Origin of the sequence: Agrobacterium leguminum, assembly GCF_005144435.2 — a bacterium.
In the GTDB taxonomy this organism is placed as follows: Bacteria; Pseudomonadota; Alphaproteobacteria; order Rhizobiales; family Rhizobiaceae; genus Agrobacterium; species Agrobacterium leguminum.
Map to the genome: position 1 here is coordinate 1,643,313 of NZ_CP120212.1, position 15,427 is coordinate 1,658,739.

Sequence of the window (15,427 nt, forward strand, 5' to 3'; positions counted from 1 at the left end):
CTGATGCATAGTCGTTTTGCATAAGACAGTTTTCCCTTTGGACGGAAGCGCCGGCACGACATGGTGCCGGCCCGAGGGCACTCGATGTGTTTCCCAGTGTGCGTCCATTTTCGTGACCATGAGGCGCTGAATCCATAGGTCGCGGTTAGGCTCCTTCACCTGGAGTATCATTACAAACCGTCAGTAAAATTAGCTTTGATATCACTCCCACTGTTTGAGCCGCAGGATGCCTTTTCCTTTAAATTTTTTGTGCTTCGCCAAAATCATAGGTCGATCAAAAAAACTTCTTCCATTAATGATCGATCATAAGTATACTAATAATCAGATGCCGATAAAAAATTCCTCAGTTACACAGGGGAATTGCCAGAAATAGCCCTGCCGGAAGGGAAATCGGGCTGTCGGCAGCCATGCGAGGCTGTTTTGGTAGAAACGAAAGATTGAATTTAGCATCAAAATATGCTGATGTTTTGTAAGTAATGTAGGAGGAGTGAAATGAACACAAACTTTATCGATAGCAGCGGCGACCAGGCGGCGCTTCGAACCGAGCTCGTCGCAAGGGCGGCAAAGATTGTGCCGCTTTTACGGTCTAACGGACCGAAGGCCGACGCAGATCGCAGGCTTCCGGAGGAAAGTGTATCCGCGCTGGAGGGTGCGGGGCTATTCCGTATTTGCTCGCCGCAGCGGTTTGGTGGTTATGAAGGTGATATCCGAACCTATATGGATGCGATTGCCGAAGTCGGCCGCGGCTGCGGTTCTGCTGCCTGGGTGGCATTCATCTCAAATACCGGGGCGTGGATCGCGGGATACTTTCCCGAGGACGCTCAGAAGGAAATTTTCGACGGCAACCCGGATACCCGCTTTATCGGCGTCCTTGCTCCGACAGCCACGACGAAGAAAGTCGAAGGTGGCTATGCCGTGACGGGGCGGTGGGGTTACGCTTCGGGAAGTTTGCACGCGCATTGGGCGCTCCTTACGGCGCCGATCGAACAGGATGACGGATCAAAGGGGCTGGGTCTTATCCTCGTGCCGATGAAAGAACTGTCGATTGAAGATACCTGGTTCTCCGTCGGCGTTCGCGGATCGGGCAGCAATACCGTCATTGCCGATGATGTTTTCGTTCCTGACCGCCGCGTCATTCCGCTTTCCGCTGTGATGGCCCACAACGGACTCGGAAATCCGGCTCGTACCATAGCCTACCGTCAGGCTTTTGCCGCGACAGCCGTGATCGCCGTGGCGGCGCCGGTGCTGGGTATGGCGAATGCCGCGCTGGAATTGACCCGCGAAAGGATGTCAACCGGTGGAAAGCGGATCGCCTACAGCGTTTACGACGATGTCCGCCGCTCACCCGCCATGCAGTTGCAACTGGCTGAGGCGGCCAGTCTCATCGAAGTCGGCAACACAATCGTCAAGAGCTGGTGCGATCGGATTGTTGGTTCTGCCGCCACGCTGCAGGAATTGTCGTTTAGCGAACGGGCGCAAATGCGCGCAGAACTTGGTTTGGCGATGCAGCATTGCCGCGATGGTGTCGATCTGCTTCTGTCGGTTCAAGGTGCGAGCGCATTTGCCGAGTCAAATCCGGTCCAGAGAGTATGGCGTGACATCGAGACGGCGACGCGACACGGACTCCTTTCACCAGAAGTTCCTCTCGAAATTTATGGCCGCGCCTTGTTCGAAGATTATCCCGCTTTGTCTGCATTCGTTTGAGGGTTGTTATGAGCACGTCATCTAAACTTCAGCTCAAGACCGGATCATCCATGCCGCGTGACAACTCTTCTTCCGAGGAAACTCTCGGCCTTAACCGGGAGTCTTTTCGCAACGCCATGGCGCGATTGGGTGGAGCGGTCAATGTCGTCACCACTGATGGCCCTGCAGGGCGTGGCGGGTTCACCGCAACGGCCGTGTGCAGCGTCAGCGATACCCCGCCGACGCTTCTTGTTTGCCTGAACAGAAGCGCCTCGGTCTATGATCTCGTCAAGGCCAACGGAAAAATATGCGTGAATACGCTTTCACCGGGACAGGAAGATATCGCTGCCATATTTGGCGGCAAGACGCCGATGACGGAGCGCTTTGCCGTCGGCACCTGGTCTGAAAGTCGGACAGGAGTTCCTGTCCTGACGAATGCGGTCATCAATTTCGAATGCAGCATCGTTCATTCGGTCGAGATGGGCACGCATGATGTTCTATTCTGCCGCGTACTTGCAGCAGATGTCGACATGACAGCCGGTGGTCTCGTTTATTTCGACAGACGCTTCCACGGTTTGGCGGCCTCATCGCCGGCATGACGGTTTTGTCGCCAGCGAAGAGATGGCCGAAAAAAAAGATTTGGAGGAGGCTAAACGTGATCGAATTTGAACAATACGGCAACGGTTCTCACAAGCTGATCGGTCTGCATGGCTGGTTTGGCGATGAGAACACATTCAAGGCCCTTGAAAATTCCCTGAATCCCGAGCATTTCCAGTGCGTGTGGTTAGCGCACCGTGGTTATGGAAAGTCCAGGGAAATCCAGGGCAGCTATACCATGGAAGAAATGGCAGACGACGCGCTGGATGTCGCCCGCAGCCTCGGTTGGGAAAAATTCAGCGTAATTGGCCATTCCATGGGGGGAAAGGCGGCTCAGCTCCTTTCGGCGAAAGCGGGCGGTGCTGTCGACAAATTGGTCACCGTCACACCTGCCCCAGCGATTGCCATTCCTTTCGATGAACAGACGCTCCGACTGTTCAACGCCGCGACCCATGATCCTTGCAGCCGCGCGATGGTGATCAATTTTTCGACTGGCGGGAAACTGAGCCCAGTCTGGGTGGACAGGTTTGTTAAGGATTCTATTGGGAGATCCACAACGGAAGTTTCGGCCGGATACCTTCGCTCGTGGGCGGGGCAGGACCTGTCGGGTATGGTCCGGTCATTCGATGCGCCTACTCTGGTGCTCGTGGGCGCCAATGATCCGAGCATTACGACAGAAAGCTGCAGTCTGGACTACGGCAGCAAATATTCGAACCTGAAAATCGTTGTTCTGGAAAACAGCGGTCACTATCCAATGGAAGAGATTCCGCTGACTTTCGGTGCCACCGTCGAAGCCTTTCTTAGCGTTTAGCGGGTTTTGACGATCCCGTTAGGCCATTTTCAGTAGCTCCGCCGGGTGCAGCCCAACTACAAATGCGGCTTACGGCAGTACAACGCCTGCCGTGGGCCGGGATATCAGTGACGCTGATTAACGCCCGATCCTACCTGACAGCAGCAGAAGCGAAGGGCTTCTCTGTGAAGCGTCAACAGACCTTGCGGCATCGGGCATAAAAACGAAGAGACTGGTGATTGATGAAACTGCCCGAACGCGCCGTCCCTCCGAGAGAAGCGATGGAATTCGACGTTGTGATCGTTGGCGCGGGTCCTGCGGGCCTTGCCGCCGCGATCCGGCTGAAGCAGGTGGAGCCGGAGCTTTCGGTCGTCGTTCTCGAAAAGGGCGCCGAAGTCGGCGCGCATATTCTCTCCGGCGCGGTGGTCGATCCGATCGGCATCGACCGGCTGCTGCCGGGCTGGCGCGAAGAGGAGGGGCATCCCTTCAAGACCGAGGTCAAGGACGACCAGTTCATGTTCTTGGGCCCGGCCGGCTCCATCCGCCTGCCGAACTTCATGATGCCGCCGCTCATGAACAATCACGGCAATTACATCGTCTCGCTCGGGCTGGTCTGTCGCTGGCTGGCGGAAAAGGCGGAGGCTCTCGGTGTCGAGATCTATCCGGGCTTTGCCGCAACGGAAGTGCTTTATAATGACGAAGGCGCCGTCATCGGTGTCGCCACCGGCGACATGGGCATCGAGAAGAATGGCGAGCCGGGTCCGAACTTCACCCGCGGCATGGAACTGCACGGCAAATATGTGCTTGTTGGAGAGGGCGTGCGTGGCTCGCTCGCCAAGCAGCTGATTTCCAGATTCGACCTCTCGAAAGAGCGCGAGCCGCAGAAATTCGGCATCGGCATCAAGGAGCTCTGGCAGGTCAAGCCGGAGAAGCACAAACAGGGTCTCGTGCAGCATTCCTTCGGTTGGCCGCTCGGCTTCAAGACCGGCGGCGGCTCGTTCCTTTATCATCTGGAAGATAATCTCGTCGCCGTCGGCTTCGTGGTCCATCTCAATTACAAGAACCCCTATCTCTATCCCTTCGAGGAATTCCAGCGCTTCAAGACGCATCCGGCCATCCGCGATACTTTCGAGGGCGGCAAGCGCATTTCCTATGGCGCGCGCGCCATCACCGAAGGCGGTTATCAGTCGGTGCCGAAGCTCACCTTCCCGGGCGGCGCGCTGATCGGCTGTTCGGCCGGTTTCGTCAACGTGCCGCGCATCAAGGGCAGCCACAATGCGGTGCTGTCGGGCATGCTGGCGGCGGAAAAGATCGCCGTGGCGATTGCCGCCGGCCGCGCCCATGACGAGGTGGCCGAGATCGAGGCTGAGTGGCGCGACGGCGATATCGGCAAGGACCTGAAGCGGGTTCGCAACGTCAAGCCGCTCTGGTCGAAATTCGGCACGCTCATCGGTGTCGGCCTCGGCGGCCTCGACATGTGGACCAACCAGCTGTTCGGTTTCTCCTTCTTCGGCACGCTGAAGCACGGCAAGACGGATGCGCAGAGCCTGGAACCGGCCTCAAAGCACAAGCCGATCGCCTATCCCAAGCCGGATGGCGTTTTGACCTTCGACCGGCTGTCTTCGGTGTTCCTCTCCTCCACCAACCATGAAGAGGACCAGCCGGTGCATCTTCAGGTGAAGGACATGGTGCTGCAAAAACTGTCCGAGCACGACGTCTTTGCCGGCCCTTCGACGCGTTATTGTCCGGCCGGCGTTTACGAATGGGTGGAGAAGGACGGCGAGGAAGTCTACGTCATCAACGCCCAGAACTGCGTGCACTGCAAGACCTGCGACATCAAGGACCCCAACCAGAACATCAACTGGGTGCCGCCGCAGGGCGGCGAGGGGCCGGTTTACGCCAATATGTAAGTAGGCGTTGGAGAAAGGTGAGCGTCCGGGCAGCGCATTTTCAGTTCAGACCGATACACCCACTACGCGTGCTTAGATCACGGGGGAATTCGTTATGCGGCCATCATTCAATGCAGGACAGAGTGGATGAAGGACGTTATGATGCGTCGGAACACAAGCGCGGTACGCCGTGCGGGTGAAGGTAGGGGTTAGTTAACCTTATGAGTTGACAATGGTTTCTGCAGCCGCCTGAATCGGCGGTTGACGTCTTCGTCCTTCGCTTCGGCGCGCCGGTTTGCTCGGACGAGGATGAAATGGACAATAAAACCGTACAACAGGCTAAAACGCTCGCGAATTTCGTCTGGCAAATCGCGGAAACGTTGCGCGGTGATTTCAAGCAATCTGAATATGGTAAGGTAATCCTGCCATTCGTGGTGTTACGTCGTCTCGACTGCATTCTGGGTCCCAGTAAGGAAGCGGTCTTAAAATCTTACGCCACTTTGCCGCCGGGCATTGACGAGCAAACCCGCGACATGATGCTGTATAGCGCCATCGGCGGTGGCATCCGTGTTTACAACACGAGCCCGCTGACATTCGCCAAAATCAGGGCGCAGAATCCGACCGATATTCACAAGAACCTCGTCGCCTACATCACGGCCTTCTCGGACTCGGTTCGGGATGTCTTTCTCGACAAGTTCCTTTTCACGGACCAACTGAAGCGCCTCGCCGACGCCACCATCCTATGGAAGGTGTTCGAGCAGTTCGCCGCGCTCGACCTTCGGCCAGAAGCCGTCTCGACGCTGGCGATGGGCTATCTTTTTGAAGATCTGATCCGCCGCTTCTCGGAAATTTCCAACGAAACCGCCGGCGAGCATTTCACACCGCGCGAGGTGATCCGGCTGATCGTGGACCTCATCATCGTCAACGACGACGAGAAGCTTCGGGGTCAGGGGATCATCCGGCAGATTTACGACCCGGCGTGCGGCACGGGTGGGATGCTCGCGCTGGCCGAGGAAGCGCTGAAAGAGTTCAACCCCGATATCCGCGTCGAGCTTTTCGGCCAGGAACTGAACGGCGAGTCCTTCGGCATCTGTAAGTCCGACATGCTGGTGACGGGCCACGACCCGGAAAACATCGCCTTCGGCAATACCCTCACGCAGGACGCCCACAAGGACCGGCGTTTCCACTACATGCTTTCCAATCCGCCCTATGGCGTGGATTGGAAAAAGTATCAGGAGCCGATCCGCGAGGAAGCGGCGACCCTGGGCAAGGACGGCCGCTTCGGGGCGGGCCTGCCACGCATCTCGGACGGCCAGCTTCTCTTTCTCCAGCACATGATTTCCAAGATGCGGACCGACGAAATCGGTTCGCGCATCGGCATCGTGATGAACGGCTCGCCGCTCTTCACCGGCGGAGCCGGATCGGGCGAGAGTGAAATCCGTCGCTGGATGCTGGAAAACGACTGGATCGAGGCCATCGTAGCGCTGCCCACCGACCTTTTCTACAATACCGGTATCCAAACCTACGTCTGGCTGCTGACCAATCGCAAGGAGCGGAAGCGGCATAGCAAGGTCCAGCTCATCGACGCCTCGGGCGAACGGTTCTGGGCGCCCATGCGCAAAAACCTCGGTTCCAAGCGCCGGGAAATCCGCGATGATGGGCGCGAGATCATCGCACAGATTTTCCACGAAATGGCGAACGGCGGCGGGCCGTGGAGCGAAGTGTCGAAGATTTTCGACGCCAGCGATTTCGGTTATCGCGAGATCAGGGTGGAGCGCCCGCTTCGGCTGAATTTCCAATCCAGCCCCGAACGCATCGAGCGGCTGAAGCTTGCTAAGGCTTTCCTGAAACTGGACCCCACTGACCAGGATGACGTGTTGAACGTCATCGCCAATCGTCTGCCGACAACCCTGTTCAAGGAACGCCCCGCCTTCGAGGCCGCATTGACCAAGGCGCTCAAGGGCGCGGGTGTGAAGATCGGCGCGCCGGTCAGGAAAGCCATCCTTTCCGCGCTGTCGGAACGGGACGAAACTGCCGCCATCTGCCTCGATGGCGACGGCAGACCGGAGCCGGACCCCGAACTGCGCGACCATGAACTCGTGCCACTCAAGGAGGATTGGAAGGATTATGTCGCCCGCGAGGTGACGCCCTTCGTGCCGGACGCATGGGTGGATGAGACCTATAAGGATGACGCCGACAAGGGCGTGGGCCGCGTCGGCTATGAGGTCAATTTCAACCGCTACTTCTACCGCTATGTCGCGCCGCGCCCGTTGGCCGAGATAGACGCCGAGTTGAAGACGCTCGAGACGGATATCGCCAAACTCCTGAAAGAGGTGGCAAGATGACGCGCCTTCGCTTTGTTGCGCGCCTCAACCCGTCGAAAACAGAAGCAGGTGACCTGGCCGGATATGGGAATGTAACCTTCGCTCCCATGGATGCGCTCGCCGATGGCCTTGGCGGTCTCGATACAAGCTTAGAGCGGCCTGCCGATGCACTCGCGGACGGTAGCTACAGCTATTTTGCCGAAGGAGATCTGCTGCTCGCCAAGGTCACGCCGTGTTTCGAGAACGGCAAGAAAGCTCTGGTGACGAACCTCCCCAACCGGATCGGGTTCGCGACATCCGAAGTCCATGTGATCAGACCCAATAGTCGGAAGGTCGATCCGAACTATCTCAGATACCTACTCTCATCCGAGGCATTTCGGGCCGCTGGTAGCGCCAGCATGACCGGGGCCGGTGGGCTTCGACGCATCTCGGACGATGCGATCAAGGACTTCCAGCTTCCCGTTACAGATCTCGCCACCCAAAAGGCCATCGCCGCATTCCTCGATCGCGAAACGACCCGAATCGACAAGCTGATCGCGAAGAAGGAGCGGCAGGTCGAATTGTTGCATATGCGGGCCAAGCAGGCGGTCGCAGAACTTATGGCGAGCGCAACCGTGGAGGGCGTGGCCATTGTGGAGACGGGGCTTGACCATATTCCACGTATCCCCGCCCATTGGTCACTCCTGCGAGCGGGGCATCTTTTCCACGAGGTAGCGGAGCCCAATACCGATGATCTTCCAGTGCTCTCGGTCTCAATCCATACGGGGATATCGAACAGGCAGCTCGACGATGAGGAACGCGACCGCAAGGTAAACCTCATCGAGGACCGTTCGAGCTACAAGTGCGTTAGGCCCGGATATCTGGCCTACAATATGATGAGGGCATGGCAGGGAGCAGTCGGTGTCTCGACTGTCGATGGCGCAGTAAGCCCCGCATACGTGGTCGCGAAGCCGACACGCGACCTCCATAGCCTATATTATCAGTTTCTTCTTCGCACCGCACCCTTCATCGAGCAGATGCGGCAGGGGTCGAAAGGGATCACCGATTTCCGCTTGAGGCTTTATTGGGAGCAGTTCCGCCTCATTATCTTACCTGTGCCTCCGCTGGAGGAACAGCGTCGCATTGCGGCTGAGGCAGAGTGGGAGCTTGCCCATGCCGACGACGTAGCGGCCAGGATCGTTCGCTCCGTTACGCTCCTACGGGAACACCGCGCCACCCTCATCACCGCCGCCGTCGCGGGCCAGATCGACATCCCAGAATATCTGCCGGCAGCCATATCCACGTTAGACCGGGACAGATTCCGCCTCGTCGTCGGAGCGGAGATCATCCACCAGCATCGGCGCAATCCGAAGTTCGGGCGGGTGAAGCTGCAAAAGGAACTCTATCTCGCCGAAGCCTATCTCGGCATCAGCGAACTCCAGGGAAACTACTTCCGCGAGGCGGCGGGGCCGCTCGATCGCGCCTTGATCGAGGAGACAGAGCGCGCGGTGGAGGCTGCAGGCTTCTACAGGGCGAGCCAAGCGAATGGGGCGGGAACGACCGTCACCTATACGCCGCTGTCAAACGCCGGGCGGCACAGCGCGGAACTCAAAAGCCTGCTGGGTCCGCGCGCCGACACTCTGGGTGGCCTCATCGCCCTCCTAAGCGATTTCGGCACTGAGGCGGTCGAGGCTATCACCACCCTCTATGCCGTGTGGAACGACGCGCTGATCGACGGGCGGCAGCCCGCCGACTCCATGATCGTCAACGGTGTTCTGACCGAATGGCACGAGGAGAAGGGCAAGAAATTCAAGGACAGCGACCTTCGCCATTGGCTGGACTGGATGAAGCGCAACGGCCTCACGCCGCGCGGGGAAGGCCCCCGCACAGCCCACACCATGATGCGGGATATGTTCGCATGACGGCCGCTGATGTTTTCACCGAAGAGACGATGACCCGGCCCCTTTTCGAGGAACTTACCGGCAAACATGCCCGCGAGGATGAATGGTCCGGGCCTTACGGCTTCGCCATTGGCGGGATGATGCAGGCCAATGCCGCATCCCTTGCGGAGGAATATTTCGCCGCGGCCAACGAGCTGGTGGACGCGATCAAGGATAAGCGCATCGCCGACTATCGGATCGGCAACGCGGCGCTGTTTCTCTATCGTCATTCCTGCGAACTCATTCTGAAGGCCGCGATGCCCGACGCGAAGCGGATTCACGACCTGATCGCCCTCACCGACAGATTCGTGGTGGTGGTGAAGGAACGATACGGGCAGGACGTTCCCGCCTGGATCGTGCGGCGTATGAAGGAACTGGCCGCGATCGATCCAGGCTCGACCGCGTTCCGGTACGGCGCTTATGGGACGCCGGTCGACGCGGTCGACCAACCAATCGAGTTCGAAGCCTATGTCAGCCTATCGCACCTGCAAGCGGCGATGCTGGCGCTCAACACGGCGCTGGTTTCGGCGGTCGATGAAATCAGGGTGGCGCGGGGGGATCTGCCATGAACTATGAACAGCCATCGACCTCACACCCCTACGCCAAGGGCTTTTCCGAAGATACCGTTCACCGGGAGGAGGTGCTGGAGGTCCATCTGTGCAAGGCGCTAGTGGAACGCCAAGGTTATCGTCCCCGTCGACCCGAGGACTATGACCGCGCCTCCGCGCTCGACAAGACTCTGGTGATCGAGTTCGTCAAGGCGACGCAACCCGACGAATGGGCGAAGCTGGAAGGTCATTATGGTCCTTCCGCCGAAGCTGAGTTCTTCAAGCAGCTTGAGCAGGGATTGAAGCAGCGTGGCACGCTGGATGTGCTGCGCAACGGGCTGAAGCTGGTTCCCAACCTGAAGCTTTTCCTTGCCGCCTTCAAGCCGGCGTCCACTGTCAACCCGGCTTTGGTGACGCTGTTCGAGAGTAATATCCTCAGCGTCATCAATCAGCTTCGCTACAGTGCGAAGAACGAGAACGCCATCGACGTGGGGCTGTTCGTCAACGGCTTGCCAGTAGCAACATTGGAACTGAAGAACACCCTGACCGGCCAGAATTTCCGTCATGCCGAGCGCCAGTATCGCTATGATCGGGCTCCCGCCAATGAACCTCTGTTAACGTTCAAGCGAGGGGCCTTGGTCCATTTCGCGGTGGATCAGGACAATGTATCCATGACCACCCGTCTCCAGAACGGCAAGACCCGGTTCCTTCCCTTTAATCGTGGGCATAACGGCGGCGCGGGCAACCCGGACATCGGCGGGGAGTTTCGTGTCGCATATCTCTGGGCCGATCAGCCCGAAGGGCCGGCGATTTTCTCTCGCGACATTCTTCTCGACATTATCGGGCGGTTTCTTCATCTCGACGGCACGAACGGCAAGGAAGCGCTGATCTTTCCGCGTTTCCATCAGATCGACGCGGTTCTGAAGATGCTGGCCTATGCCCGCGTCAACGGCAGTGGCAACAATTATCTGATCCAGCATTCGGCGGGGTCGGGAAAGTCCAACACGATCGCTTGGACGGCGCATCGGCTGGTGACGTTGCACGATCCGTCTGACCAGCCGATTTTCGACACCGCGATCGTGGTGACAGATCGCGTCGTTCTCGACCGCCAGCTTCAGAACACCATTGCCCAATTCGAGCAGACGCCCGGCGTCGTCCGCAAGATTGACGGAACTTCACGGCAGTTGAAGGCAGCGATCGAGGGTCAGGCGAAGATCGTCATCACCACCATCCAGAAATTTTCGACCGAGCATCTTCGCGTCATCAGCGGACAAGGAGCGCGACGGTTCGCCGTGCTAATCGACGAGGCGCACGGCTCTCAGTCCGGCAAGAGCGCCCAAGCGTTGAGCGACGCCCTCAGCCGCGACAAAGAGGCCGGGACACCCGATGAGATCGAAGACCTGATCGCGGAATACCAGCGCCAGCGTGGTCCGCAGGTGAACATCAGCTACTTCGCCTTCACGGCCACGCCGCGCAATGTTACGCTTGAGCGTTTTGGCTCGACCGGCACGGACGGCCTCCCGCATCCGTTTCACCTTTACTCCATGCGCCAAGCAATCGAGGAGGGTTTCATCCTCGACGTGCTTCAGAACTATATGACTTACAAGGCGTATTACGCCCTGGAAAAAACGATCGACAACGACCCGGAACTGGATACGCGGCGCGCGCAACGGAAAGTCGCGCGGTTTGCGGCCCTGCACCCAACCGCCCTGAGCCAGAAGGTCGAGGTGATGGTCGAGCATTTCCAGCGCCATGTCAGGCCGGAACTGGATGGCCGGGCGAAGGCTATGATTGTGACCTCAAGCCGGGAAAGCGCCCTTCGTTATTATTTCGCGCTCAAGGGCTACATCGAGGACAAGGGATATCGCGACCTCAAGGCGCTCGTCGCCTTCTCCGGCGAGTTGCACGTCGATGGCAATACCTACACCGAAGCAGAGTTGAACGGCTTCGGCGAAAGCGAGTTGCCCAAGCGCTTCGATACTCCGGAATACCAAATCCTCATCGTCGCGGAGAAATATCAGACCGGCTTTGACCAGCCGAAATTGTCAGGGATGTATATCGACAAGAAGCTGGCGGGGTTGCAAGCTGTCCAGACCCTGTCACGGCTGAATAGGATTTACGAGGGCAAGGAACGAACCTTCATCCTCGACTTCCAGAATACGACGGATGATATCAAGGAAGCGTTCCGCCCCTTCTACGAGGTGTCCAGCCTCGAAGCCGTCTCTGACAAGAACCAAATCTATCAGTTGGAAACGCGTATCCGCACATTCGGCTATCTCGACGTCAGCGAGATCGAACGATTTGCCACGACCTTCTTCAAGGGAGCGCTGTCCACTCAGGACCGCGTGACGCTGGAATCTCTGGTCCGCAACGCCGTGGCGCGGTTTGAAGCGGAGGATGACGAAGGCCGGCAGGAAGAGTTCAGGCAGCTTTTGAGAAGCTACAAGCGGTTCTACAGCTTCGTTGCACAGATTGTTCGGCTGGGGGATACCAGTTTAGAAAAGCTCTATGCCTACACTGATTGGCTGGCCCGGATGTTACCCAATCGGGAACAGCCGCCGGAAGTCGAGATCACAGATGAAATGCTGCGCCTGCGGGCCTTCCGCGTTCAACAGAAAGAAGCTGGCTCCGCGTCGCTTGCGGCGGGCGATACCGTGCCGCTCACCGCGATCAGTGAATTTGGGGCCAAGCCCTATACCGAAGACGAGGCAAAGGCACTTTCAGAGATTGTCCGCTCCTTCAATGAACGGCACGGGACACAATTCACGGAAGAGGATTTCATCCGCCTCGAACAAGTGAAGCGCAAGGCCCTCGATCAGGAAATGGCGGCGGTATTGCGGAACAATCCGCCGGACGTTTCCCGCCCGACTTTCGTGCGCCGCCTCCTCGAAGAGACTATTAAGCAATATCAGCGCGACAGTAGCCTACAAAGCATCATTATGACCGACGCCGAAGACCGCGACCGGATATTCAATCATTTATTCAGCCGCGCGCTGCGTGAGGTTCGAGAAGATGTTGTATATTGAACGGCTCTCCGCCTTTGTTCCATTGTCCTCATGCCGGCCGATAACTGCTTTCAAAGCTAGCTGGAATAACGACAGCAATTTTATTCTTTGACCCGTGAAGCGGATGGTCCGCTTCCGGCCCCACATCGGACTTCCACGCGCGACCAACGCTGATGCTAGCTACTGATTTTATCAGACGGAGAGGCGTTGTTATAGTTCTCTAATATTTTGAGGTGTAGACGATCGATGACCACTCCCCGCCCTCAGCCGAAGCCCGACAGCCGGAAATATCAGGACCTCATTTCAGATATTGAAAAGGGCGTCATAAAGATTCCAAAATTCCAACGCGAATTCGTGTGGCCGATCGAGAAGACTGCAGCGCTGCTTGATAGTATCGTAAAGGGTTATCCGATCGGCACCTTCATCCTTTGGAAAACTAACCAGCGTATGGCGGACGTTAAGGAAGTGGGCAGCATTTCCCTTCCGCCAACGCCGGACGACCGACAGGTTGAATACGTTCTCGACGGACAGCAGCGCATGACGTCGCTGTTCGCGGCCTATCGGGGAGCAAGAATACCTCGTAGCGGCTCGAAGAAGATCACCGATTTCGCCGAGATTTACGTCAATCTCGACCCAACGCTGCCAGATGACGCGCAGATCGTCGTTCATGAATTACCCGAAAAAGCGGGCAGATGTGTTTCGCTAAAGGACGTTCTCGCGCTGAACCGCAACGTGGAAAAGCGTCTCGTTGCGGAACTCGGTCTCGGCGATGACGATCTTGACGTCGCTGACAAGTTCAAACAGGCTTTTGCGACATACGACTTCAGCCTCGTAACGCTGACGCGCGAGGACATCGACAGTGCTATCGAAGTTTTCACACGCATCAACACCGGCGGCTCGGTGCTTACTTTATTCGAGATTATGGTCGCCAAGACGTATGACGAAGAGAGAAAATTCGACATGCAGGTTGAGTGGAACAAGGTTCAGACCGACCTTGAGGAAGTAGGGTATGACGGTGTTTCGCCCTCCACCGTGATGCAGTTGCTTGCCCTCGTGCTGGCTGGCGAAGCTAAGCGTTCGACAATCCTAGGCCTAGATAAGATTAAGGTGATCGAGACCTGGCCGAAGGCAGTCGGTGCGATCAAGAGTGCGATTGACCATTTCCGCACCGCGTACCGCATTCCGGTTTCGGCGCTTCTACCTTATGACTCGCTCATTGTTCCCTTCGCGTATTGGTTCTTTGTAAAGCGCTACGAGCCGGCGGGTAGAGATCATCTGCTGATGAGGAAGTTCTTCTGGCGTTCGTCGCTAGGCTACCGATACTCTTCAGCCGTAGAATCTAAGCTAGCCGCTGACAAGCGGGCTATTGACGACATCATCTCCGGCGGGGAGGGTACCTGGGATATCCCCGTCCACATTACCGGCGCTGAAGGCCTGATCGGGATCAACTTCGCGACGGGAAACTCACTCTGCAAGGCTATCCTATGCTTGCTCGCCTTCGAGCAGCCGCGAAACTTCCACAACGACGGAACCGTTCTGCTGGACAACAGTTATCTCAAAATCGCCTCGTCCAAGAACTTCCACCATTTCTTTCCAAAGGATCATTTGCGTACAAATGGGGTAGGCAACGAAAATTCCGTTGTCAACATTACGCTGATCGGCGCCGATCTCAACAAGCGCCAGATCAACGCCAAACCACCAAAGGTCTACATCCCGAAGTTCGAGGCATCGAACCGCACGATAAGTGGCAGCCTTGCAACCCACCTAATTGACAGGCACGGCATGGGCATCGACGAGGACGACTACGGAGCCTTCCTATCAGCCCGTGCGGCGAAGCTTTGGACAAAGATTGACGAGCTGGTCCATCCGGTTTTCCAAAGTGAGGAGTGACGTAGATCGATAAGTCGTCACTGTTTTTTGTGTTCTCTCTGGCCTTGCCGAAGTAGTGACAGTTCGATCCCCCGGCTCGCTTGGAGTAGCCGTTAGGGAACGCCCTCGTGAATGCGACTATGCAATTGTCGGTCCTTTGTAGAATAAAGGGAGGGTTCGAGCATTGAATGGAGACGGCCCAATACTAGCAGCCGCTTTTCGCTGTCTGGTGTCAAAAGCTGTCAGTCTGCCGTCGGCTCCAAAGGGGAGTCATCTCCCCTGAGCTGGCTTGAGGCGGAGAATTGACAAGTCTCCGTGCAGTCAGGCCCCCGCAACCAAACATCCAAAACTCCCGCAGCAAACGCGCCGGGAGTTTTTTTGTTTCTTGCGATCCTACAGAGGCGCAAAAACTACGATCACCGGAAAATCAAGCTTCTGTCTACCCTGCGATGCAAAAGCACAACAAAGACCAAATCACGTGTTGCCAAACATTGCGACTATGAGGCTGGCAAGCCAGTACTGGATCGGTGAGGTGGACAGGTTCTCGACCAGAACATCGAAGTTGCGATTGTTCGCGTGCTTTCAGGAACTGGCGCGAGCGACACTTGGACAGCCCGAAGCTCAACTGACTGACATCAGCGCCGTGATGGCAAGAATAGAAGAGATAGTGCCGAGCTTGACCAAGCTTGAAGATAGGCTTCCCATGACCGTCCTCTATTTCTCTTGCAAGTTCATTGCGCCCGAAGCCGACTGCTCTGTGAAGTAATAGATACTTGAACCCGAGTTGCAGGAGCCGAACCCGG

The 15,427-nt window shown here is 57.2% G+C and carries 9 protein-coding genes; all 9 read left to right on the forward strand.

The genetic code is table 11. From position 1 onward, the window contains the following. The first annotated feature begins 492 nt into the window (after positions 1–492). Positions 493–1,704: an acyl-CoA dehydrogenase family protein gene (locus tag CFBP4996_RS22130; RefSeq protein ID WP_080853791.1), complete on the forward strand. Its 1,212-nt coding sequence runs from the start codon at positions 493–495 to the stop codon at positions 1,702–1,704. Between the two features lie 8 nt (positions 1,705–1,712). After that, entirely contained in the window at positions 1,713–2,282 is a 570-nt protein-coding gene (locus CFBP4996_RS22135; RefSeq protein WP_080853790.1) for a flavin reductase, read from the forward strand. 56 nt (positions 2,283–2,338) lie between these two features. Next, positions 2,339–3,091: an alpha/beta fold hydrolase gene (locus CFBP4996_RS22140; protein ID WP_162936039.1), complete on the forward strand. Its 753-nt coding sequence runs from the start codon at positions 2,339–2,341 to the stop codon at positions 3,089–3,091. A gap of 221 nt (positions 3,092–3,312) precedes the next feature. Then, complete coding sequence (locus tag CFBP4996_RS22145; RefSeq protein ID WP_137396298.1) at positions 3,313–4,980, forward strand: electron transfer flavoprotein-ubiquinone oxidoreductase; 1,668 nt, start codon at positions 3,313–3,315, stop codon at positions 4,978–4,980. 293 nt (positions 4,981–5,273) lie between these two features. Next, complete coding sequence (locus CFBP4996_RS22150; RefSeq protein WP_080853788.1) at positions 5,274–7,304, forward strand: type I restriction-modification system subunit M; 2,031 nt, start codon at positions 5,274–5,276, stop codon at positions 7,302–7,304. Further along, the gene (locus tag CFBP4996_RS22155; protein WP_121490312.1) at positions 7,301–9,184 is read left to right on the forward strand and encodes a restriction endonuclease subunit S; all 1,884 of its coding nucleotides are present in this window, start codon (positions 7,301–7,303) and stop codon (positions 9,182–9,184) included. Before CFBP4996_RS22150 ends, CFBP4996_RS22155 begins: the two co-directional genes overlap by 4 nt. Beyond that, complete coding sequence (locus tag CFBP4996_RS22160; protein ID WP_080853787.1) at positions 9,181–9,771, forward strand: hypothetical protein; 591 nt, start codon at positions 9,181–9,183, stop codon at positions 9,769–9,771. Before CFBP4996_RS22155 ends, CFBP4996_RS22160 begins: the two co-directional genes overlap by 4 nt. Beyond that, entirely contained in the window at positions 9,768–12,776 is a 3,009-nt protein-coding gene (locus tag CFBP4996_RS22165) for a type I restriction endonuclease subunit R (RefSeq protein ID WP_080853786.1), read from the forward strand. Before CFBP4996_RS22160 ends, CFBP4996_RS22165 begins: the two co-directional genes overlap by 4 nt. Before the next feature lie 225 nt (positions 12,777–13,001). Beyond that, positions 13,002–14,645 carry a DUF262 domain-containing protein gene (locus tag CFBP4996_RS22170; RefSeq protein WP_080853785.1) on the forward strand — a complete coding sequence of 548 codons (1,644 nt, stop codon included), beginning with the start codon at positions 13,002–13,004 and terminating at the stop codon, positions 14,643–14,645. Positions 14,646–15,427 lie beyond the last annotated feature (782 nt).

What these genes read in the sequence shown, in the direction of transcription:
- CFBP4996_RS22135 (WP_080853790.1), top strand. Translation starts at nt 1,713, where the DNA reads ATGAGCACGTCATCTAAACTTCAGCTCAAGACCGGATCATCCATGCCG.
- CFBP4996_RS22150 (WP_080853788.1), top strand. Translation starts at nt 5,274, where the DNA reads ATGGACAATAAAACCGTACAACAGGCTAAAACGCTCGCGAATTTCGTC.
- CFBP4996_RS22155 (WP_121490312.1), top strand. Translation starts at nt 7,301, where the DNA reads ATGACGCGCCTTCGCTTTGTTGCGCGCCTCAACCCGTCGAAAACAGAA.
- CFBP4996_RS22130 (WP_080853791.1), top strand. Translation starts at nt 493, where the DNA reads ATGAACACAAACTTTATCGATAGCAGCGGCGACCAGGCGGCGCTTCGA.
- CFBP4996_RS22170 (WP_080853785.1), top strand. Translation starts at nt 13,002, where the DNA reads ATGACCACTCCCCGCCCTCAGCCGAAGCCCGACAGCCGGAAATATCAG.
- CFBP4996_RS22160 (WP_080853787.1), top strand. Translation starts at nt 9,181, where the DNA reads ATGACGGCCGCTGATGTTTTCACCGAAGAGACGATGACCCGGCCCCTT.
- CFBP4996_RS22145 (WP_137396298.1), top strand. Translation starts at nt 3,313, where the DNA reads ATGAAACTGCCCGAACGCGCCGTCCCTCCGAGAGAAGCGATGGAATTC.
- CFBP4996_RS22165 (WP_080853786.1), top strand. Translation starts at nt 9,768, where the DNA reads ATGAACTATGAACAGCCATCGACCTCACACCCCTACGCCAAGGGCTTT.